The organism is Pelomonas aquatica (assembly GCF_026712205.1).
GTDB classification, from domain to species: Bacteria; Pseudomonadota; Gammaproteobacteria; order Burkholderiales; family Burkholderiaceae_C; genus Pelomonas; species Pelomonas aquatica.
Window position 1 is genome coordinate 177,675 of record NZ_JAPPUW010000004.1, and the last position, 20,983, is coordinate 198,657.

Here is a 20,983-nt window from a genome sequence, read left to right on the forward strand (position 1 = left end):
CATAGCTATATTAAATCGACAACCCAGGAGACTCCCATGAACCGACCCTGCAGTCCGCGCCGCAGCGCGATCGCCTTGTCCGCGCTGGCCCTGTGCGCCCAGGCCCAGACCTCGGCGGGCGACGCGCCCCAGCAGCTGGATGCGGTGATCGTCACCGGCCAGGGGCGCACCCAGCAGCTGCAGTCGGTTCCCATCGCCATCCAGGTGCTGGGCGCGGACCAGGTGCGCAAGCTCGGCGCGTCCAACCTCGGCGACCTCAACGCCCACATCCCGGGCCTGGACGTGGACGCCAACCAGCCCACGCAGCCGCGCATGTCGCTGCGCGGCATCGGCACCTCGGACTTCGGCATCGGCACCGACTCGCCGGTGGGCATCTACGTCGACGGCGTCTACACCGGCAAGACCGGCGGCGCGCTGCTGAACTTCAACGACGTCAAGCGCGTCGAGGTGCTGAAGGGCCCGCAGGGCACGCTGTTCGGCCGCAACAGCGCGGGCGGCGCCATCGCCGTCGTGACGCAGGAGCCGGAGTTCCGCACCAGCGCCAGCGGCCTGCTGCGCCTGGGCGAGCACGGCCTGCGCCAGGCCGAGGCCATCGTCAACCAGCCGCTGGGCGAGAACCTGGCCCTGCGCGCCAGCGTCGTCGCGCGGCGCACCGACGGCGAGTTCCGCGACGCCGCCACCGGCCAGCGTGCCGGCGGCGACAACAGCTGGGGCACCCGCCTCGCGCTACGCCTGCAGGTGGGCGAGGCCACCCAGGCCCTGCTGAGCTACGAGCACGAAAAGCTGGACCAGCGCGCGCGGCCGGCCTTCGGCCTCGTCAGGGCCACGCCGGCGGGCACGCCGCCGCCCTTCCCGGCCGACCCCAGCAGCTACCTCGACCCGCGGCACGCGCCGCTGCTCAACGACGTGGCCGGGGACCGCGAGAAGCGCGACTACGACGGCCTCACGCTGCGCATCGAACACAGCCTGCCCTGGGCCGAGTTCACGTCGACGACGGCCTACCGCCACTTCAGCAGCCTCAACCGCCAGGACAACGACGGCAGCAACAACCCGGCCCTCTACCTCGCGACGACCAACGTCGAGGGCAACCACAGCCTGCAGCAGGAGTTCCGCCTTTCGGCTAAGCAGGCGGCGGCCAACTGGCTGGCCGGCGTCAGCTTCTACGACGAGCACGCCGCGCAGTCGGCCCTGGTCGACGCCACCACCACCAGCCTCGACACGCTGAGCGGCAACCTGCTCGGCGCGCCGCTGTTCACGGCGGTGGACCAGCTCGTCGCGGCGGCCGGCGTGCCCGGTATCGAACTGCTGGGCCTGCCCTGGCAGGAGCGCATGAGCAATGTCGCGCACAACCGCGCCCAGGCCATCTTCGGCGACGTGATCTGGCACCTGACCCCGTCCACGAACCTGACCACCGGCCTGCGCCTGACCCGCGACGACAAGACCTTCAGCTGGTTCAACCCGCTGCGCGCGGCCGGCGCGCTGGATGCCCAGCTCCAGGCCCTGGACGCGGCCGGCCTGTTCCCGGGCCTGGTCGCCGCCGGCGCGATCAGCCAGGCCCAGGCCGACCAGCTGCGCGGCGCCATGGGACAGAACGCCCTCATTGCCACGCAGGGCGCGTCCGGAGCGCCGCTGCAAGTGCGCAAGCGCTGGACCGACACCAGCCCCCGCCTCGTGCTGGACCATCGCTACGGCCCCGACCTGATGGTCTACGCCTCGCTGACCCGTGGCTACCAGGCCGGCGGCTTCAACACCCTGCAGGTCGCCTCCGGCTACCAGCCCGAGCATGTCGGCAACGTCGAGCTGGGCCTCAAGGGCCAGTGGCCGGCCCAGGGCCTGAGCTGGTCCGGCGCGCTGTTCCAATACCGCTTCGACAACCTGCAGACGCTGCAGCTGGTGCCGGCCTCCACGCCGGGCGGTATCCCGTCCTACCAGGTCACGATCAGCGACCAGAAGGGCAGCGGCCTGGACCTGGAGGCCCGCTGGCAGGCCAGCGCCGCGCTGCGCCTGAACGGCACCGTGGAGCTGCTGGACCAGACCTATCGCCACGGCCGCGCCAGCAGCGGCGAGGACCTGGCCGGCCTGCCCGTCGGCACGCCGCGCGCCCGCGCCAGCGTCGGCGTGGACTACGGCTTCGCGGCCTTCGGCGGCCGCGCCGGCGCCAGCCTGCAGGCGGCCTACCAGAGCGCCCAGCGCTGCAATCCCGAGTCCTATGTGCAGGGCCAATGCCTGAGCACGCCGAACTTCCGCGTCGGCGGCCCGCGCAGCCGCCTCGACGCCCGCCTGGGCTGGGACAGCCCCGAGCGCAACTGGGGCCTGGCCCTGCTGGTGACCAATCTGCAGAACCGCCACTACGTCGAGAAGCTCTGGTACGAGGCCGCCCCGATGGGCAGCGGCTATGCCACGCTGAGCCCGGGCCGCAGCGCCTCGCTCGAACTGCGGGCGAGCTACTGATGCGGGCCTGCTGCCTGGCATTGCTGGCGCTGCTGGCCCTGCTGGCCGGCTGCGGCGACCGGCCCGCACCGCCCACCGCCGCCAGCGTCGAAGCCCTGCGGCCGGCCGACGCCCGCCTGGCCGCCGCCTACGAGCACTCTTGCCTGCTCTGCCATGGCCGCCTCGACAGCGGCGCGCCCGCCACCGGCGACCCGGCCGCCTGGGCGCCGCGCCTGGCCAAGGGCCTGGACGCGCTGGTCGGCAATGCCCGCACCGGCATCGGCGGCATGCCGGCCATGGGCCTGTGCGCCGACTGCAGCGACGCCGACCTGCGCCAACTCATCCTCTTCATGAGCGCCGCCCCGGCGCCACCAACACCATGACACCACGCAGGGATCTGCTCAAGGGCGCCGCGGCGCTGGGCCTGGCGGCCCACCTGCCCGGCCAGGCCCAGACCCAAGCCCAGGGCCGCGCCGCCACCACCGCGCCCCCGGCCGCCAACGCGCCCGCCCGCAGTTGGCAGAACTGGTCGGGCAGCGCCGGCTGCACGCCACGCCAGTGGCTGCTGCCGGCCGACGAGGCCGAGCTGGCCCGCCTGCTGCCGCAAAGCCCCGGGCCGCTGCGCTGCGTCGGCGCCGGCCACTCCTTCACGGCCCTGGTGCCGACGCCCGGCAGCCTCGTGGCGCTCGACAAGCTCAGCGGCCTGGTGTCGGTGGACAAGGCCAGGAACCAGATCAGGGTGCGCGCCGGCACCCGGCTGGGCCAGCTCGCCCGGCTGCTCGACGCCGAGGGCCTGGCCCTGCACAACCAGCCCGACATCGACGTACAGAGCCTGGCCGGCGCGCTGGCCACCGGCACCCACGGCACCGGCGCCGAGCTGCCCGCGCTGCACGCCCATGTGCTGGGGCTGCGCCTGGTCACGCCGGCCGGCGAGGTGCTGGAGATCGGGCCCGACCGCAACCCCGAGCTGCTCGCCGCCGCCCAGGTCTCGCTCGGCGCGTTGGGCGTCGTCACCGAGTACACGCTGGCCATCCGCCCGCGCTACATGCTGCGCCGCCATGTGTGGATCGCGCCCACCGACGAACTGCTGGAGCAGGCGCCCGAACTGGCGCGCAGGCACCGGCACTTCGAGATGTATGTGCTGCCCTTCACCGGCCACGGCGCCGCCATCACGCACACGGAGGTGGCGCCCGGCGCGCCCGAGCACCCGGCGTCGGCCGACGAGAACGTGCTGGCCGACCTGCGCAAGCTGCGCGACTGGCTGGGCCGCTGGCCCGAGCTGCGGCGCTGGACGGCCGCCAGGCTCGTCGGCCGCTCCCAGCCCGAGCAGGCACTCGACTGGTCGTGGCGGCTGCTCAGCAGCGTGCGCCCGACGCGCTTCAACGAAAGCGAATACCACCTGCCGCGCGAGGCGGGGCTGCCCTGCCTGCGCGAGATCGTGCAGACGCTGGAGAAGCGCAACGAGGTGTTCTTCCCCATCGAGTTCCGCTTCGTCAAGGGCGACTCCGCCTGGCTCAGCCCCTTCCACGGACGCGACAGCTGCTCGGTGGCCTGCCATGCGCTGCAGGGCGAGGCCTACGACTACCTTGTCAACGACCTCGGCCCGGTGTTCCGCCGCCACGGCGGCCGGCCGCACTGGGGCAAGCTGCACGACCTGGCCGCGCCGCAGCTGCAGGCCCTCTACCCGCGCTTTGCCGACTTCCAGGCCCTGCGCCGCCGGCTGGACCCCGACGGCCGCCTGCTCAACCCCCATCTCGCCAAACTCTTCGGAGGCCAGCATGCCTAGCCGACGTCGCCTGCTGCTCGGCGCCGCCATCGCCGCACCCGTTGCCGCCCTGCTGGCCCGGCCGGCCGAACAGGGCGGGCCGCACCCGGCCTATTTCGAACGCCTTGGCCGCGCGCTGCGCGAAGCCGGCATCGCGCAGGCGCGCATGGTCGTCGACCTGCCGCGGCTGCGCGCCAACCTCGCGGCCATCGGCCGGCACACGGCCCGCACCGGCATGCCGTTGCGCGCCGTGCTGAAGAGCCTGCCCAGCCTGCCGCTGATGGACGAGCTGGCCCGCGCCTGGAACAGCCCGCGCGTGATGGCCTTCAACGCCGCGCAGCTGCAGCAGCTGCTCGCCGCGCGCCCGGCGGCCCAGGCGCTGCTCGGCAAGCCGCTGCCCGTGGCCGCCGCGGCCCAGGTGCTGGATGCGCTGCCGCCCGAGCTGGGCCGCGGCATCGAATGGCTGGTCGACACGCCCGAGCGCCTGGCCCAGTACCGCCAGCTCGCCGAGCACCGCGGCCAGCCGCTGCGCATCAACTTCGAGATCGACGTGGGCCTGCACCGCGGCGGCTTCGAGGACGTCGACGCGCTGGGCCGGGCGCTGGCCAGCCTGCGGGGCGGGCAGCCGCTGCAATGGCGCGGCTTCATGGGCTACGACGCCCACGTCGCCGCCCTGCCCGACCTGCCGGGCATGCGCGCCACCGCCTGGGACGAATCGCAGCGCCGCTGGCGCGCCGCCTGGGCCGCCGCCGAGGCCGCGCTCGGCCCGCAGCAGCGCGAGGCCCTGACGCTGAACACCGCGGGCTCGCCCACCTTCCGCCTGCACGACGGCAAGGGCCTGGCCAACGAGGTCTCGGTCGGCTCGGCCGTGCTGCTGCCGCTGGACTTCGAGAAGCCGCTGCTGGCCGACCTGCAGCCCGCCGCCTTCATCGCCACGCCGGTGCTGAAGAGCTGGCCGCGCTTTCGGCTGCCCGAGGGCGCGACCTGGCTGTCGCGCGCCGCCCAGGCCTGGGACCGCAACCAGGCGCGCGGCTTCGCCATCCACGGCGGGCACTGGCTGGCCGACCCGGTCTCGCCGCCCGGCATCCAGCCCAGCGGCCTCTACGGGCCATCCAGCAACCAGCAGGTGATGGTGGCCTCGGAGCGCGTCGAGCTGAAGCCCGACGACCCCGTGTTCTTCCGCCCCCGGCAGAGCGAGGCCGTGCTGCTGCAGTTCGGCGAGCTGCTGCTGTTCGACGGCGAGCACATCAGCGGCAGCTGGCCGGTGCTGCCGGCTTCGGCCTAGACACTGTCGGGCATTGGCGGAAGCCCGACAATGCCGGCCATGGATCAGACCCTGTTCGACTACACCCGCCAGGACGCCGCCGGCACCTGCTCCACCGCGCACGCCTGGGCCAAGGCCCCGGCGCCGCTCACGCCGCCGCAGCGCCAGGCCCTGGCCGAGCGCGCCGCGGCGCTGCTCAAGGCCCACAACGCCGTCCTCGTCGCCCACTACTACGTCGACGGCGCGCTGCAGGACCTGGCCCTGGCCACCGGCGGCTGCGTCGCCGACTCGCTGGAGATGGCCCGCTTCGGCCGCGACCACGCCGCGCAGACCCTGGTCGTGGCCGGCGTGCGCTTCATGGGCGAGACGGCCAAGATCCTCAGCCCCGAGAAGCGCGTGCTGATGCCCGACCTGGACGCCACCTGCTCGCTGGACCTGGGCTGCCCGGCCGACGACTTCGCCGCTTTCTGCGACGCTCACCCGGACCGCCAGGTCGTCGTCTACGCCAACACCAGCGCCGCCGTGAAGGCCCGCGCCGACTGGATGGTGACCAGTTCCTGCGCGCTGGAGATCGTGGCCGACCTGCACGCCCGCGGCCAGAAGATCCTGTGGGCGCCCGACCGCCACCTGGGCCGCTACATCCAGGAGCAGACCGGCGCCGACTTGGCTGTGTGGAACGGCGCCTGCATCGTGCACGACGAGTTCAAGGGCCTGGAGCTGCAGCTGCTGCGCGAGCAGCACCCCGGCGCACTGATTCTCGTGCACCCGGAGTCGCCCAAGAGCGTCGTCGAGCAGGCCGATGTCGTCGGCTCGACCTCGGCGCTGATCAAGGCCGTCGTCGAGGGCAAGGCGCAGGAGTACATCGTCGCCACCGACAACGGCATCCTGCACCGCATGCGCCAGCTGGCGCCGCACAAGACGCTGATCGAGGCGCCCACGGCCGGCAACAGCGCGACGTGCAAGAGCTGCGCCCACTGCCCCTGGATGGCGATGAACGGCCTGGCCAACCTCGTCGATTGCCTGGAGAGCGGCCAGCCCGAGATCCACGTCGACGAGCCCATCCGCGTGAAGGCCGAGGGCTGCATCACGCGGATGCTGGATTTCGTCGCCGCGAGAAAGACTGCCGCAACCGGCATGACCCCGGGCATCGGCGCTGCCTGATCGCGCTATAACTCGGCATCCACATCCGCGAGGCCTGCCGCCATGAATGCCGACTTCAGCTCCCTCTACAACCACCACGAGCGCGAAGTCTTCGCGGCGGTGCTGGACGCGTCCAAGGACTTCCCCGAGATCGCGGCCAGCAACGACCTACTCTGCGACGTCGCCTGCGTGGCGCTGAACCGCCTGCCGCCGCGCTACATCCGCCACGAGGTGGACTTCAGCTTCTACCTGACCGAGCACGAGCGCCTGGAGATCGACAACGCCATCGGCGAGGCGGTCAGCTATGCGTTCAACTTCGTGCAGGCCCGCACGGCGCTGAGGGCGCGCAAGTAAGCGTCAGCGGCGCCTTCTCTTGCTGATCAGCACCGTCGGGAAGCTCACCGGCAACGTCTGCGGGTAGTCGCGGCTGTAGTGCAGGCCGCGGCTCTCGTGGCGCATCAGCGCCGAGCGGACGATCAGCTCCGCGCAGTCGACGAGGTTGCGCAGCTCCAGCAGGTCGCGCGTGACGCGGAAGCTGCCGTAGTAGTCGTCGATCTCGCCACGCAGCAGCTTGATGCGGTGCAGGGCCCGCTCCAGGCGCTTGGTCGTGCGCACGATGCCGACGTAGTTCCACATCAGCAGACGCAGCTCGTCCCAGTTGTGGGCGATGACGACCTGCTCGTCGGCGTTCTCGACCTGGCTCTCGTCCCAGGCCGGCAGCGGCGCGGCCTCCTGCACGGGCTGGCCGAGGATGTCGGCCGCGCAGGTCTGGCCGAGCACGACGCACTCCAGCAGCGAGTTGCTGGCCAGCCGGTTGGCGCCGTGCAGGCCGGTGTAGCCGGTCTCGCCGACCGCGTAGAGGCCCGGCAGGTCGCAGCGGCCGCTGAGGTCGGTCACCGCGCCGCCGCAGGTGAAGTGCACGGCCGGCACGACAGGGATGGGCTGCCTGGCGATGTCGATGCCGAGCTTCAGGCAGCGCGCGTGGATGGTCGGGAAATGCTCGACGAGGAAGGCCTCGCCCAGGTGGGTCGCGTCCAGCAGCACGTAGTCCAGGCCGTGCTTCTTCATCTCGAAGTCGATCGCGCGGGCCACGATGTCGCGCGGCGCCAGCTCCATGCGCTCGTCGTGCGCGGCCATGAAGCGCGTGCCGTCCGGCAGCTTCAGGTGGCCGCCCTCGCCGCGCAGCGCTTCGGTGATCAGGAAGCCGCGGTCCTGCGGGTGGGCATTGGGCACATAAAGGCAGGTCGGGTGGAACTGGATGAACTCCATGTTCGCGACCCGGCAGCCGGCCCGCCAGGCCATCGCGATGCCGTCGCCGGTGGAGGTGTCGGGGTTGGTCGTGTAGCGGTAGACCTTGCCGGCGCCGCCGGTGGCCAGCACGACGGCGCGCGCGGCCAGCGTCTCGACGCGCTGGGCGTCGATGTCCAGCGCATAGACGCCATAGACCCGCGGCGGCTCGTCGCGCTGCACGTGCCGCGACGTGATGAGGTCCAGCGCCATCCAGCGCTCGCGTAAAACGATGTTCGGATGTTGTCGGGCCGCGGCCAGCAGCTGGTCGTGGATGGCCTTGCCGGTCGCGTCGGCCGCGTGGGCGATGCGGCGCACCGCGTGGCCGCCCTCGCGCGTCAGGTGCAGGCCCAGCGGGCCGTCGTCATCGGGCGTGAAGGGCACGCCCTGGCCGACCAGCCAGCCCACGGCCGCCGCGCTGCGCTCGGCGATGAAGCGGGCCGTGGCTTCGTCGACGAGGCCGGCACCGGCGTCCTGGGTGTCGCGCACATGGCTGTCGATGGAGTCGTCGCTGCCGAGCACGCCGACGATGCCGCCCTGGGCCCAGGCGGTGGCGGCCTCGGTCAGTTCGCGCTTGGCGAGCACGACAACGGGCACGGTGTCGGCCAGGTGCAGGGCCACGGTGAGTCCGGCAAGGCCGGCGCCGATGATGACGACGGGTGCGTCGTCCTGGGGGGCAGCAGTCATGGCGGGGCATTGTCCCGCAGCGCCGGGCCGGGCGCCGCGGCACGAGGATTGCCAAGCGGGCGACCCAGGCTACGCGCCGTCCGCCGGCGGTGGGGACGGCTCAGCCCTGAAACCCGTTCCCGTGGCGCCGCCACTCCGGCGGCCTCCACAGATGGGCCAGGCGCAGGCCCCAGGTCTTCTCCCGGGCCATGTCGCGGAACATCGCGCGCCACTCGTGGGCGTTGAGCCAGAACAGGTTGTGGGTCGGGAAGGGATGCTCCAGGCCGTAGTCCACCGGCTCCTGCTCGGGCACGAAGCTGCCGAACAGCCGGTCGAAGACGATCAGCGTGCCGCCGAAGTTCCTGTCGATGTACTGAGGGTTGCGGCCGTGATGGGCGCGGTGGTGCGAGGGCGTGTTGAAGACGAACTCGAACCAGGCCGGCATACGGTCCACCCAGGTCGTGTGGACGAAGAACTGGTAGCCCAGGTTCAGCGACAGCGCGAACAGCACCCAGCGCGGCTCGAAGCCCAGCCACACGGCCGGCAGATAGAACAGCCAGTTGCCGGCGATCGGATAGAACCAGCTCTGGCGCAGCGCCGTGCCGAAGTTCATCTTCTCCGAGCCGTGGTGCACGACGTGGGCACACCAGAACCAGCGGATGCGGTGGCTGCCGCGATGAAACCCGTAGTACAGGAACTCCACGAACAGGAACAGGCCGACGAAGCGCAGCGGCGTGACCTCGACCGTGAACAGCCGGTGGTCGTAGACCCAGCCCATCGCCGGCAGCACGAGGACGACGAGCAGGATCAAATCGGTGACGAGGTAGCTGCCGCCGCTGTTCATGCTGTCGAAGCTGTCCCAGAGGTCGAACACGCCGGTCTTGCGGAAGCGCCAGGCCTCCATCGCGATGAAGATGCCGAAGACGGGCGACAGCATGACGAGCGTCAGGTCGCGCCAGTCGAAGTGGCGTTGGTAGAGGTCGAGCAGCCAGTCCATGGACGCCATCTTGACCCCAAACCGCCGCCGCATCTTGACGGCGCAACCCGGGTTTTTGACAAATCGCGCCAGCGCTGGGGTGATCCCGCAGGAGGACGCGCGAGGCGCTGCCGCATCATGCGCGTCCGATGGATGAGACCCGCGTCGTCGCCAGCTATGTCCAGCTGCTCTTCGAGCACATGGCCGCGCTGGGCCGTGCCGACGCGCTGGGCGCGCCGCCCGCGCCCAGCGAGGGCTTCGTCGCGATGCGGCGCTGGCAGGCCCTGCTGGAGCAGGCCCGCGCGCTGGACCCCGGCCCCAGGGCCACGTTCGCGCTGCGGCTGGCGCGCGGCATCGCGCCGCGGCATTTCGGCGTCGTCGGCTTCGCGGCGCTGGCCTGCGGCACGCTGGCCGAAGCGCTGATGCGGCTGGAGCGCCACCACCGCTCGGTCTATGACGCCAACGTCGCCCAGCTGCGGCCCTGCGCCGAGGGCCTGTGCATCGAGTGGGGCGTGGAGCGCGGCCGGCCTGGCGCGCTGGTGGACGAAACCGCCATCGCGGCCTTGGTGCAGCTGACGCGCGAGCTGACGGCCAAGCCGCTGCGCGCGCTGGCCGTGGACTTCGTCAACCGCCGCCCGGCCGACCTGCGGCCCTACGAGGACTTCTTCGGCGGCCGGGTGCGCTTCGACCAGCCGGCCACGCGCGTCGTGCTGGCCGCGCGCGACCTGGCCCTGCCGCTGCGCGGCGCCGACGCCGCCCTGCTCGCGCTGCTCGACGAGCAGGCCGAGCGGCTGCTGCAGCAGGTGGCCGCCGTGAGCGGGCCGGTGGGCGTCTGGCGCCAGGCGCTGGTCGGCCTGATCCGCTCCGGCCGCACCTCGCTGCCCGACCTGGCGCACAGCCTGCAGATGAGCCCGCGCAGCCTGCAGCGGCGCGTGACCGAGCAGGGCCACGGCTTCCAGGTCCTGCTGTCGCAGACCCGCCAGCAGCTGGCCGAAGCCTATTTGCGCGACCCCAAGGTCGAGCTGGCCGAGGTGGCCCTGCTGCTCGGCTATTCCGAACAGAGCGCCTTCACGCGCGCCTTCCGGCAGTGGACCGGGCAGGCGCCCCTTCAATGGCGCAGGCAGCAGCAGCGCCCGACCCCATGAACCTCGTGTTTCCAGACTCCATCGTCCGCCACGACGGCCAGCCCGCCCACGGCCGCTACGCCGGCCGCATCGCCCGCTTCGATTGGAGCGGCCTCACCGAGCACCGCTCCTGGCTGTGGCGGCGCCTGCACCACAAGCGCTGGCACTACGTTGGCCTGGGCGACGAGCGCGTCTTCATCGGCCTCGCCATCGTCGACGTCGGCTGGACCTGCACGGCCTTCGCCTACCTCTTCGACCGCCAGCGCCGCCACCTGCTGGCCGACTGGAGCCAGGACGGCCTGCCTGGCCTGCAGGCCCGCGTGTCCGACGCGCCGCTGGCCCAGGCCCATGCCTGGTTCCGCGGCCCCGGCGCACGGCTGGATCTGCGCCACCTGGCCGACGACAGCCTGCTGCTGCAGGTGCGCACGCGCCCGCTGCGCATCGAGGCCCGGCTGGACCTGGCGGCGATGGCACCGCCGCTGCTGGCCATCGGCGCGATAGCCGGCGGCATCGCCCACGCGACGCAGAAGACCAGCGCCCTCGCCGTGCGCGGCTGGGCCGAGGCCGAGGGCCGGCGCTTCGAGCTGGACGAGGCCTGGGCGGCCGTCGACGCGTCCAACGGCCTGCTGGCCCGCGACACCGCCTGGCGCTGGGCCAGCGCGCACCGGCCGGACCTGGGCTTCAACCTGCAGCAGGGCTATTTCGGCGGACAGGAGAACGTGCTGTGGCTGGACGGCCGGCCCATCAGCCTGGGCCCGGCGCATTTCGATTTCGACGCCGCGCAGCCGATGAAGCCCTGGCATGTCCGCACCGAGGACGGGCTGCTCGACCTCGTCTTCACGCCCGAAGGCGCACGCGCCGAGAACCGCAACCTCGGCTTCGCGGCCAGCCGCTATGTGCAGCCCGTCGGCAGCTTTGCGGGCACGGTGCGCGCGGCGTCGGGTGCGCCGCTGCGCGAGGTGCGCGACCTGCTCGGCGTGACGGAGGACCACCATTCCAGGTGGTAGCCCGCCCTCCCCGGGGCGTTCAGTATTGGCTCAGGATCTCGTCCTGGGCGTGCTGTATCCAGCGCTCCCGCGTCATGTCCTGCAGCACCTGGCCCAGCCTCGGCACCAGGGCCTGGCGGCTGACGTGGAGGTAGTGGTAGACCGAAAAAAATGCAAGCGGCTGCGGTCGCGGCTCGATGCCGCCCAGCTTCATCGAGCGCAGCGCCGCCAGGCCCGAAATGCGGTTGGCCAGCACCACGTCGACACGGCCCTTGTCCAGCATCGCGAAGGCCTGCTGGAGGCTGGCCACCGGCAGCACCTGCATGCCCACGGTGTTCTCCTCGACGACCTTGATGCCCTTGACGAACCCGATCCGCAGCACCCGCAGCGAGGCCCAGCCGCTGACGGTGACCACCGAATGCCGGGGCACGAAGGCGACCACCTCGTAGCTCGCCACCGGCACGGGGACCATGACGAGGTTGGGGTAGGTCTTCTCGAGGCCGGCCTTGCGATACAGCTCGCCATCGGTCTCGCCCGCGTTGGCGCTGACCAGCGTGCGCTCGCCCGGCATGGACACGATATCCATCTCCATGCCCAGCCGCCGGTAGGCCTCCAGCATCACCTTGGCCGCGAGCTGGCTGGTGGGGTCGGATTCGAGAGCCAGCGTGGAGATGCGGATGTTCGCGTCGGCACCACCGACATCAGAAGCGCGGGCGCCCGAGGCCAAGCCCAGGGCGCCCGCGATGCAACACTGCCGTCGAGTCAGGAGCGGGCTCGCCATTCCCGAACTCTACCGTCGCGCGGCTTCAGTGCACGACCCGGCCGAACGAGAACTCGCCGCCTTCGACGTTGACCGGGATCACGTCCTTCGGGCCGAACCTGCCTTCCAGGATCAGCCTGGACAGCGGGTTCTCGACACGCTGCTGGATGGCCCGCTTCAACGGCCGCGCGCCGAACACCGGGTCGAAGCCGACCTTGGCGAGTTCGTCCAGCGCCGCGTCGGACACATCCAGCTTCATCTCCAGCTTGTCCAGGCGCGCCTCCAGCTGGCGCAGCTGGATCTTCGCGATGGACTTGATGTGATCGGCACCCAGCGCGTGGAAGATGACGGTCTCGTCGATGCGGTTCAGGAACTCGGGCCGGAAGTGGCTCTTGACCTCGCCCCACACGGCCTGGCGGATGACCTCGTCGCTCTCGCCGGACAGCGCCATGATGTGCTGCGAGCCGAGGTTGGACGTCATCACGATGACGGTGTTCTTGAAGTCCACGGTGCGGCCCTGGCCGTCGGTCAGGCGGCCATCGTCCAGCACCTGCAAGAGCACGTTGAACACGTCCGGATGCGCCTTCTCGACCTCGTCGAGCAGCAGCACCGAGTAGGGCTTGCGGCGCACGGCTTCGGTCAGCGTGCCGCCCTCCTCGTAGCCGACATAGCCCGGAGGCGCGCCGATCAGCCGGCTGACCGAGTGCTTCTCCATGAACTCGCTCATGTCGATGCGCACCATATGGTCTTCGCTGTCGAACAGGAAGCCGGCCAGCGCCTTGCACAGCTCGGTCTTGCCGACGCCGGTGGGGCCGAGGAACAGGAATGAGCCGAGCGGCCGGTTCGGGTCGCTCAAGCCCGCACGCGAGCGGCGGATCGCGTCGGACACGGCCTGGATGGCCTCGTCCTGGCCGACGACGCGCTCGTGCAGCCTGGCTTCCATCTGCAGCAGCTTCTCGCGCTCGCCCTGCATCAGCTTGGCCACCGGGATGCCGGTGGCGCGCGCCACGACCTCGGCGATCTCCTCGGCGCCGACCAGCGTGCGCAGCAGCTGCGGCTTGTTGGTGCCGGCCTTGCCGGCCTCCTTGGCCTGGGCTTCCTTGAGCTGCTTCTCCAGCTCGGGCAGGCGGCCGTACTGCAACTCGGCGACCTTGTTGAAATCGCCCTTGCGCTTGAGTTCCTCGATCTGCTGGCGGATGCGGTCGATCTCTTCCTTGACGTGGGCCGAGCCCTGGGCCTGCGCCTTCTCGGCGGTCCAGATTTCCTCCAGGTCGTCGTACTCGCGCTGCAGCTTCAGCAACTCGTCCTCGATCAGCGCGAAGCGCTTGAGCGAGCCCTCGTCCTTCTCCTTGCGCACCGCCTCGCGCTCGATCTTGAGCTGGATCATGCGGCGGTCGAGGCGGTCCATCGCCTCGGGCTTGGAGTCGATCTCGATCTTGATCTTGGCGGCGGCCTCGTCGATGAGGTCGATGGCCTTGTCGGGCAGGAAGCGGTCGGTGATGTAGCGGTGGCTCAGCTCGGCCGCGGCGACGATGGCCGGGTCGGTGATCTCGACGCCATGGTGGACCTCGTACTTCTCCTGCAGGCCGCGCAGGATGGCGATGGTCGCCTCCACGCTGGGCTCGTCGACCAGCACCTTCTGGAAGCGCCGCTCCAGCGCCGCGTCCTTCTCGACGTATTTGCGGTATTCGTCCAGCGTCGTCGCGCCGATGCAGTGCAACTCACCGCGCGCCAGCGCCGGCTTGAGCATGTTGCCGGCGTCGATGGCGCCCTCGGCCTTGCCGGCGCCGACCATCGTGTGGATCTCGTCGATGAAGAGGATGGTCTGACCCTCATCCTGGGCCACTTCCTTCAGCACGCCCTTGAGGCGCTCCTCGAAATCGCCGCGGTATTTGGCGCCGGCCAGCAGCAGGGCCATGTCCAGCACCAGCACGCGCTTGTTGCGCAGGGAGTCGGGCACCTCGCCGTTGACGATGCGCTGGGCCAGGCCCTCGACGATGGCCGTCTTGCCGACGCCGGGCTCGCCGATCAGCACGGGGTTGTTCTTGCTGCGGCGCTGCAGCACCTGGATGGCGCGGCGGATTTCCTCGTCGCGGCCGATGACGGGGTCGAGCTTGCCGAGGCGGGCGCGCTCGGTCAGGTCCAGCGTGTACTTCTTCAGCGCCTCGCGCTGGCCCTCGGCCTCGGCCGAGTCGACCTTCTGGCCGCCGCGCACCGCCTGGATGGCGGCTTCAAGCGCCTTGCGGTTCAGGCCGTGGCCGCGGGCCACGCCCGCCAGGTCGGTCTTCGCATCGGCCAGCGCGAGCAGGAACATCTCGCTGGCGATGAACTGGTCGCCCTGCCTGTTGGCTTCCTTCTCGGCGGCCTGCAGCAGCGCCACCAGGTCGCGCCCGGCCTGCACCTGCTGGCCGTCGCCGCTGACCTGGGGCAGACCGGCGATCAGGCCGTCCAGCGCCGCCTTCAGCGCCGGCACCTTGACGCCGGCGCGCTCCAGCAGCGCGCGCGGCCCGTCGTCCTGGGCCAGCATGGCCGCCAGCACGTGGGCGGGCTCGATGTAGGGGTTGTCGCGGCCCAGCGCCAGGCCCTGGGCCTCGCCCAGGGCCTCCTGGAAGCGGGTGGTGAACTTGTCGGCACGCATGATCGGTGATTCCTCCGGTTGCGAAGCCAAGTGGGCGCCTTTCAGCGCTTTTCAAGTTGTGGGCCTGCTGACGCCATGGCAATGGGGCGCGTTGTGACCAGAAAGGCCGCAGGCAAGGCGCAAACCGCAAGCCGGGCTCTCGCCCGGCGAGGATTTGCAACGCGGCCTGCGGCCTTTCTGGTCACAACCCGAAGGGAAGGCCCGCCGCCAGGGGCCACTCGGCGTTGCGCCGCTGGCCCGCACGTTAGTGCGGGCGGCGCGCCGCGCCTTGATTGGCTCCTGGCGGCGGGCCTTCGCGCCCCATTGCCATGGCGTCAGCAGGCCCTAGATCAAGGCCTGAACCACCCTCATCCCCAGCCAAGCGGCGAACAAGGAGCCCAGCACATGGGCCATCGTGTGGGCCAGCGCCATGCCGAAGTTGCCATGGCGCAGCAGGGTCAGCGATTCGCCTGAAAAGGCCGAGAAGGTCGTCAGCCCGCCGAGGAAACCGGTCACGGCCAGCAGCTTCATCACCTCATTGGGCTGGCGGCCAAACCATTCCAGCGCCACGCCGATCAGCAGGCCGCCGACGAGATTGACCAGCAGCGTGCCGAGCGGAAAACCGGCCACCCAACGGGCGTTGAACATCACGCCGGCCTGCCAGCGCGCCAGCGCGCCCAGCGCGGCGCCGATCGAAACGGCCAGCGCGTTCATGCCGCGTTCCCGCCGGCAACGCCCCAGCGCGCCAGCGCCTCGTCGTCGGCCACGCGGGCGTCCACCCAGTGGGCGCCGTCCGGCGTGTGCTCCTTCTTCCAGAACGGCGCCTGGGTCTTCAAGTAGTCCATCAGGAATTCGCAGGCCTGGAAGGCCTGTCCACGGTGGGCGCTGGTCACCAGCACGAGCACGATCTGGTCGCGCGCCTGCAGCAGGCCGACGCGGTGGATGACGCGGGCGGCGCGGATGTCGAAGCGGGCGAAGGCCGCGTCCACCATGGCCTCGATGGCGGCCTCGGTCATGCCAGGGTAGTGCTCCAGCTCCATCGCCGACACGGCCGCGCCGCTGTCGTGCTCGCGCACGGTGCCGACGAAGGCGACGACGGCGCCCACGCCGCCGTCCTCGGCGCGCAGGGCATGGGTTTCGGCGCCGAGGTCAAAGTCCCCGGCCTGGATGAAAACTCTGGGCATGGCACAGATTCTCGCCTCGGCGCGCGGTGAGATTCACCTGTTTGGGGGGAGCAACGGCCGGCCGCCGCCGGATACTTGCCGCTGTTTCTCCCGACCGCACGCAGGACACGACATGGCTCTGATGGATTTCATCAAGAAACAATTCATCGACATCATCCAGTGGACGGAGGATGGCGACGGCACGCTGGCCTGGCGCTTCCCGATGGCCGACATGGAAATCCAGAACGGCGGCCAGCTCGTCGTGCGCGAGTCCCAGGTCGCCGTCTTCGTCAACGAAGGCCAGGTCGCCGACGTCTTCGGCCCCGGCACGCACCGGCTGACGACGCAGACGCTGCCGGTGCTGACCTATCTGAAAAACTGGGACAAGCTGTTCGAGTCGCCCTTCAAGAGCGACGTCTACTTCTTCAGCACGCGCCAGCAGATCGACCAGCGCTGGGGCACCAGCCAGCCGGTCGCCATCCGCGACAAGGACTTCGGCGCCGTGCGCCTGCGCGCCTTCGGCAACTACGCCTACCGCATCCAGGACGCCAAGGCCTTCCACAGCCAGATCTCCGGCACGCGCGAGCGCTACACGGTGGCCGACCTGGACGGCCAGCTGCGCGGCCTGATGCTGCAGCACATCAGCGACGCCGTCGCCAGCAGCGGCACGCCCTTCCTGGACCTGGCCGCCAACCAGGTCGAGTTCGCCGCCGCGCTGAAGAACGCCACCGCGCCGGCCTTCCAGGCCCTGGGCCTGGAGCTGCTGTCGGTGACGATGCAGAACGTGTCGCTGCCCGAGGAGCTGCAGAAGATCCTCGACCAGCGCATCGGCATGGGCATCATCGGCCAGAACATGGGCCAGTTCATGCAGTACCAGGCCGCCCAAGCCCTGCCCGAGATGGCCAAGGGCGTTGGGGCAGGTGGCAGCGGCATTGCCGGCGAGGCCGTGGGCCTGGGTGCCGGCGTGGCCCTGGGCCAGACGCTGGCGCAGACGCTGGGCCAGGGCCTGGCCGGTGTCGGCGCCGCGGCACCCGCCCCGACCGCCAGCCGGCCCGACGACATCGTGGCCCTGCTGGAAAAGCTCGGCGACCTCAAGGCCAAGGGCATCCTGACCGACGAGGAATTCGCCGCCAAGAAGGCCGACCTCCTCAAGAAACTTGGCTGAACAAGCCCAGCGCCGCTGGCGCGCCGCCTGCCCCAACTGCGGCGCGCCGGTCGAGTTCGCCAGTGCGGCCTCTGCCAGCGCCGTCTGCGGCTTCTGCCGCAGCACGCTGCTGCGCAGCGGCGACACGCTGAGCCGCATCGGCCAGAGCGCCGAGATCTTCGAAGACTATTCGCCGCTGCAGCTAGGCAGCACCGGGCGCTGGATGGGCGCCGGCTTCAGCGTCGTCGGCCGCATGCAGCGTGGCTCCGAGCTGGGCAACTGGAACGAATGGCATCTGCTGTTCGACACCGGCGGCGACGCGACGCGCATCGCCTGGCTCAGCGAGGACAACGGCCAGTTCGTCATCAGCCTGGAAGCGCCGCTGGCCGAGCGGCCGCCCGAGGCCCCCGGCGTCGGCCTGCCGCTGACCGTGGCCGGCCAGCGCTGGCAGGTGGCCGCCGTCGTCGACGCAGCCCTGCGCGCGGCCGAGGGTGAGCTGCCACGGCCGCCGCGCGCCGGCCGCGTCGTCGAGGTCCGCAATGCGCAGGGCGAAGTCGGCACGCTGGAGTACGCCGAGGCCGGACCGCCAGTCTGGTCCGTCGGCCGCGCCGTGCAGCTGGCCGAACTGGCGCTGCAGGGCCTGCGCACGACGGCCGAGGGCGAGTCCGTCGCCGAGGCGAAGTTCACCGGCCGCAGCATCGCCTGCCCGAACTGCGGCGCGCCGCTGACGCCCAAGCTGGCGCAGACCAAGAGCATGGTCTGCGCGCAGTGCCATGCCGTCGTCGACCTGCCTGGATTTGAAAGTTCGGGCGATGCCAAGGCCCTCGGCTTCATCGCGCAGAGCCCCGTCCTGCCGCCGCTGATCCCGCTCGGCCACACCGGCACGCTGGCCTTCGACGGCGACAAGCCCCTGCCCTGGACCGTCGTCGGCTACCAGGAGCGCTGCGACATCCCCGAGAGCGCCGAGGACGAGCAGAGCTTCTGGCGCGAATACCTGCTCTACAACCGCCTGGCGGGCTTCGCCTTCCTCGTCGACACCCGCGAAGGCTGGAGCCTGGTGCGCACGCTGACGGGCGCCCCCGCGCCGGCGCGCGGCGGCGTGGCCTGGCAGGGCCGCAGCTATGGCCAGCGCTGGGTCTATGGCGCCAAGACGACGCATGTGCTGGGCGAGTTCTACTGGCCCGTGCGGCTGGACGACCGCGTCCAGGTCGCCGACTTCATCACGCCCGACGGCCAGTACCTGCTGAGCCGCGAGCAGCAGGGCCCCGAGATCACCTGGAGCGGCGGCCGCCCACTGCCGGCGGAGACGGTGCAGAGGGCCTTCGGGCTGAGCGCGCCGGCCGCGCAGTTCTCGCGCGACGCGTCGGCCTTCAGGAGCGGCGGCGGCAACCTGCTGCGCAACATCGTCGTCGGCCTCTTCCTCATCGTGCTGCTGTTCGCGCTGCTGCGCGCCTGCTCCGGCGACGACTGCCAGCAGTACAAGGACAGCTTCGGCGAGAACAGCAACGAATACCGCCAGTGCCGCGCCAGCTCGCGCGGCAGCGGCGTCTATGTCGGCACCGGCGGCGGCAGCTACGGCGGCTACAGCAGCGGTGGCGGCGGCCACAAGTGACGCGACCTCCCAGGAGAACACCATGACCCTCGACTGGCTCAAGCCCGAAATCGTCCTCGGCTCGACGATGTATGCCGTCATCGGCGTCGTCATCTTCTGGGTCGCCTTCCTCATCGTCGACCTGATCACGCCCTACAAGCTGTGGGAGGAGCTGGTCGAGCGCAAGAACGTGGCCCTGGCCATCGTCGTCGGCGCGATGTGCCTGTCCATCGGCAATATCGTCGCAGCGGCCATCCATGGTTGAGCCGGCCATCGGGCGTTGACGCCGCCCATCCCTTGCGGCATGCAGCCCGTCGCACCGGGTCTCCGGCGGTGAGCGGCGTCACCACAATCGCGCCGCTTCAACACCAGGAGACCCCCATGAAGAGATGGCTGACCATGGTCGCCGCACTGACGCTCGGCCTCGGCCTGACACTGGCCCGCGCCGCGGAGCCCACGCAGACCCAGGCTCAGAAGGCCGACGCGACGGCCCAGGCCTCGGGCTTCAAGATCCGCCCCGTCGACGACGCCTGGCGGGCCGCCCTGCCCCGCGACGCCGACGCCGCGACCCAGGCCTATATGGACCGGCTGCCGACCGACGTGGTCGCCAAGTCCGACGCCTACTACACCGGCGGCTACTGGCTGCAGCTGTGGAATCTGCTGGCCGGCCTGGCCGTCGCGGCCGTGCTGATGGCCGGCCGGCGTGCGGCGCGGCTGCGCGACTGGGCCCAGCGCTTCGGCCGCGGCCCGGTGCGGCGCGACATGCTGTTCGGCGCCGCCTATGGCGGCGTGTCGGCGCTGCTGACGCTGCCGCTGTCCATCTACGCGGACTGGTGGCGCGAGCAGGCCTACGGCATGTCGACGCAGACCTTCGTCGCCTGGCTGGGCGAGGCGCTGCTGATGCAGGCCGTCAACATGGTGCTGCTCGCCCTGGTCGTCGCCGGCCTGTATGCCGTCATCCGCCGCGCCGGTGCGCGCTGGTGGATCTGGGGCACGGCCGCCGGCATGGCCATGCTCGCCGTCATCGTCGCGATTTCGCCGGTGCTGATCGAGCCCCTCTTCAACACCTACAAGCCCGTCGAGGACGGCCCGATCAAGTCGGCCGTGCTGCAGATGGCCCATGCCGACGGCGTGCCGGTGGACAACGTCTACGTCTTCGACGCCTCGCGCCAGACGACGCGCATCAGCGCCAACGTGGCCGGCCTGTTCGGCACGGCCGCCGTGCGCCTGAACGACAACCTGCTGCGCCGCACGTCGGAGCCCGAGATCCGCGCCGTCATGGGCCACGAGCTCGGCCACTACGTGATGAACCACATCGGCAAGACCCTGGCCCTGCTGACGCCGCTGCTCTTCGTCGGCTTCGCCCTCGTGCAATGGGCCATGACCCGGCTGCTGCGGCGCTTTGCCGGCGCGACCGGCGTCAGCCGCATCGACGACGTGGCCGGCCTGCCGATGCTGGCCGCCGTGTTCTCGGTCTTCCTCGCGCTGGCGACGCCGGTCAACAACAGCATCACCCGCGTGCTGGAGGCCGAGGCGGACAAGTTCGGCCTGAACCTGTCGCGCGAGCCGCACGGCTTCGCCGAGGGCCAGCTGCGTCTGGTGGAATACCGCAAGGCCGACCCCGGCCCCATCGAGGAATTCGTCTTCTTCCACCACCCGAGCACCCGCCACCGCATCCACGACGCGATGCGCTGGCGCGAGGCGATGGGCACACCCTAAGAAGCTGTGAGCCAACACGATTTCGCCGCCCTGACCACCAACGCCCACGAGGACTGGACGCTGTTCGCCGTGCGCCTGCACGACAAGCCCGGTGCCGGCGAACTGCGCCGCGCGCTGCTGCAGGCCCATCTCGAATGGGTGGCCGCGCAGGGCGAGCAACTGCGCGTGGCGGGCTCGCTGCGCGAGTCGCCCGAGGCGACACCGATCGGCGCGCTCTGGGTCGTGCGCGCGGCGGACAAGGCCGCCGTCGAGGCGCTGATCGCCACCGATCCCTTCACCACCGGCGGCCTGCGCGCCGGCTGGGACATCTATCACTGGAGCAAGGCTTTGCCCCAGCCGGTGAGTTTCTAA

Annotated in this window: 19 protein-coding genes; 13 read left to right on the forward strand and 6 right to left on the reverse strand. The window is 71.0% G+C overall.

Annotation, left to right across the window (positions count from 1 at the left end; all coding sequences use genetic code 11):
• Positions 1-36 precede the first annotated feature (36 nt).
• From NYP07_RS05870 to NYP07_RS05895, 6 genes are read left to right on the forward strand one after another with little or no spacing between them, the layout of a single operon-like run.
• Complete coding sequence (locus NYP07_RS05870; RefSeq protein WP_268148397.1) at positions 37-2,451, forward strand: TonB-dependent receptor; 2,415 nt, start codon at positions 37-39, stop codon at positions 2,449-2,451.
• Complete coding sequence (locus NYP07_RS05875; RefSeq protein ID WP_268148399.1) at positions 2,451-2,813, forward strand: c-type cytochrome; 363 nt, start codon at positions 2,451-2,453, stop codon at positions 2,811-2,813. The genes NYP07_RS05870 and NYP07_RS05875 overlap by 1 nt, the downstream gene beginning before the upstream one ends.
• A complete protein-coding gene (locus NYP07_RS05880; RefSeq protein ID WP_268148401.1) occupies positions 2,810-4,216 on the forward strand; it encodes a D-arabinono-1,4-lactone oxidase in 1,407 nt (468 codons plus the stop codon). The genes NYP07_RS05875 and NYP07_RS05880 overlap by 4 nt, the downstream gene beginning before the upstream one ends.
• On the forward strand, positions 4,209-5,480 hold the full coding sequence (locus NYP07_RS05885) for an alanine racemase (RefSeq protein WP_268148403.1): 1,272 nt from the start codon (positions 4,209-4,211) through the stop codon (positions 5,478-5,480). The genes NYP07_RS05880 and NYP07_RS05885 overlap by 8 nt, the downstream gene beginning before the upstream one ends.
• Before the next feature lie 39 nt (positions 5,481-5,519).
• On the forward strand, positions 5,520-6,620 hold the full coding sequence (nadA, locus tag NYP07_RS05890; protein WP_268148405.1) for a quinolinate synthase NadA: 1,101 nt from the start codon (positions 5,520-5,522) through the stop codon (positions 6,618-6,620).
• Positions 6,621-6,662: 42 nt separating this feature from the next.
• Entirely contained in the window at positions 6,663-6,953 is a 291-nt protein-coding gene (locus NYP07_RS05895; RefSeq protein ID WP_268148407.1) for a late competence development ComFB family protein, read from the forward strand.
• A gap of 3 nt (positions 6,954-6,956) precedes the next feature.
• Here the strand turns inward: NYP07_RS05895 and nadB are convergent, their stop codons facing one another.
• Together nadB and NYP07_RS05905 are read right to left on the reverse strand one after the other, a co-directional pair.
• The gene (gene nadB / locus NYP07_RS05900) at positions 6,957-8,573 is read right to left on the reverse strand and encodes an L-aspartate oxidase (protein ID WP_268148409.1); all 1,617 of its coding nucleotides are present in this window, start codon (positions 8,571-8,573) and stop codon (positions 6,957-6,959) included.
• 100 nt (positions 8,574-8,673) lie between these two features.
• On the reverse strand, positions 8,674-9,549 hold the full coding sequence (locus tag NYP07_RS05905) for a sterol desaturase family protein (protein WP_268148411.1): 876 nt from the start codon (positions 9,547-9,549) through the stop codon (positions 8,674-8,676).
• 128 nt (positions 9,550-9,677) lie between these two features.
• Between NYP07_RS05905 and NYP07_RS05910 the strand changes: the two genes are divergently transcribed.
• Both NYP07_RS05910 and NYP07_RS05915 read left to right on the forward strand, forming a co-directional pair.
• Entirely contained in the window at positions 9,678-10,673 is a 996-nt protein-coding gene (locus NYP07_RS05910; protein ID WP_268148413.1) for an AraC family transcriptional regulator, read from the forward strand.
• The gene (locus NYP07_RS05915) at positions 10,670-11,659 is read left to right on the forward strand and encodes a DUF2804 domain-containing protein (RefSeq protein WP_268148415.1); all 990 of its coding nucleotides are present in this window, start codon (positions 10,670-10,672) and stop codon (positions 11,657-11,659) included. The genes NYP07_RS05910 and NYP07_RS05915 overlap by 4 nt, the downstream gene beginning before the upstream one ends.
• A gap of 19 nt (positions 11,660-11,678) precedes the next feature.
• Here the strand turns inward: NYP07_RS05915 and NYP07_RS05920 are convergent, their stop codons facing one another.
• The 4 genes from NYP07_RS05920 to NYP07_RS05935 form a co-directional block, all read right to left on the reverse strand.
• Positions 11,679-12,419: a substrate-binding periplasmic protein gene (locus NYP07_RS05920; protein WP_268148417.1), complete on the reverse strand. Its 741-nt coding sequence runs from the start codon at positions 12,417-12,419 to the stop codon at positions 11,679-11,681.
• Between the two features lie 25 nt (positions 12,420-12,444).
• Entirely contained in the window at positions 12,445-15,036 is a 2,592-nt protein-coding gene (clpB, locus tag NYP07_RS05925; RefSeq protein WP_268148419.1) for an ATP-dependent chaperone ClpB, read from the reverse strand.
• Positions 15,037-15,360: 324 nt separating this feature from the next.
• Positions 15,361-15,729, reverse strand: coding sequence for a fluoride efflux transporter CrcB (gene crcB, locus NYP07_RS05930; protein WP_268148421.1), 369 nt, complete (start codon positions 15,727-15,729; stop codon positions 15,361-15,363).
• A complete protein-coding gene (locus tag NYP07_RS05935; protein ID WP_268148423.1) occupies positions 15,726-16,199 on the reverse strand; it encodes a molybdenum cofactor biosynthesis protein MoaE in 474 nt (157 codons plus the stop codon). The genes crcB and NYP07_RS05935 overlap by 4 nt, the downstream gene beginning before the upstream one ends.
• A gap of 112 nt (positions 16,200-16,311) precedes the next feature.
• Here NYP07_RS05935 and NYP07_RS05940 point away from each other — a divergent pair, with 112 nt between their 5' ends.
• The 5 genes from NYP07_RS05940 to NYP07_RS05960 all read left to right on the forward strand — a co-directional run bounded on the left by NYP07_RS05940 (position 16,312) and on the right by NYP07_RS05960 (position 20,983).
• Positions 16,312-17,343 carry an SPFH domain-containing protein gene (locus NYP07_RS05940; RefSeq protein WP_268148425.1) on the forward strand — a complete coding sequence of 344 codons (1,032 nt, stop codon included), beginning with the start codon at positions 16,312-16,314 and terminating at the stop codon, positions 17,341-17,343.
• Positions 17,336-18,934 (forward strand): DUF4178 domain-containing protein, encoded by a 1,599-nt coding sequence (locus tag NYP07_RS05945; protein ID WP_268148427.1) that lies wholly within the window; start codon positions 17,336-17,338, stop codon positions 18,932-18,934. Before NYP07_RS05940 ends, NYP07_RS05945 begins: the two co-directional genes overlap by 8 nt.
• A gap of 22 nt (positions 18,935-18,956) precedes the next feature.
• On the forward strand, positions 18,957-19,178 hold the full coding sequence (locus NYP07_RS05950; RefSeq protein WP_268148429.1) for a DUF350 domain-containing protein: 222 nt from the start codon (positions 18,957-18,959) through the stop codon (positions 19,176-19,178).
• Between the two features lie 116 nt (positions 19,179-19,294).
• Positions 19,295-20,632: a M48 family metallopeptidase gene (locus NYP07_RS05955; RefSeq protein WP_268148431.1), complete on the forward strand. Its 1,338-nt coding sequence runs from the start codon at positions 19,295-19,297 to the stop codon at positions 20,630-20,632.
• Between the two features lie 6 nt (positions 20,633-20,638).
• A complete protein-coding gene (locus NYP07_RS05960) occupies positions 20,639-20,983 on the forward strand; it encodes a YciI family protein (RefSeq protein WP_268148433.1) in 345 nt (114 codons plus the stop codon).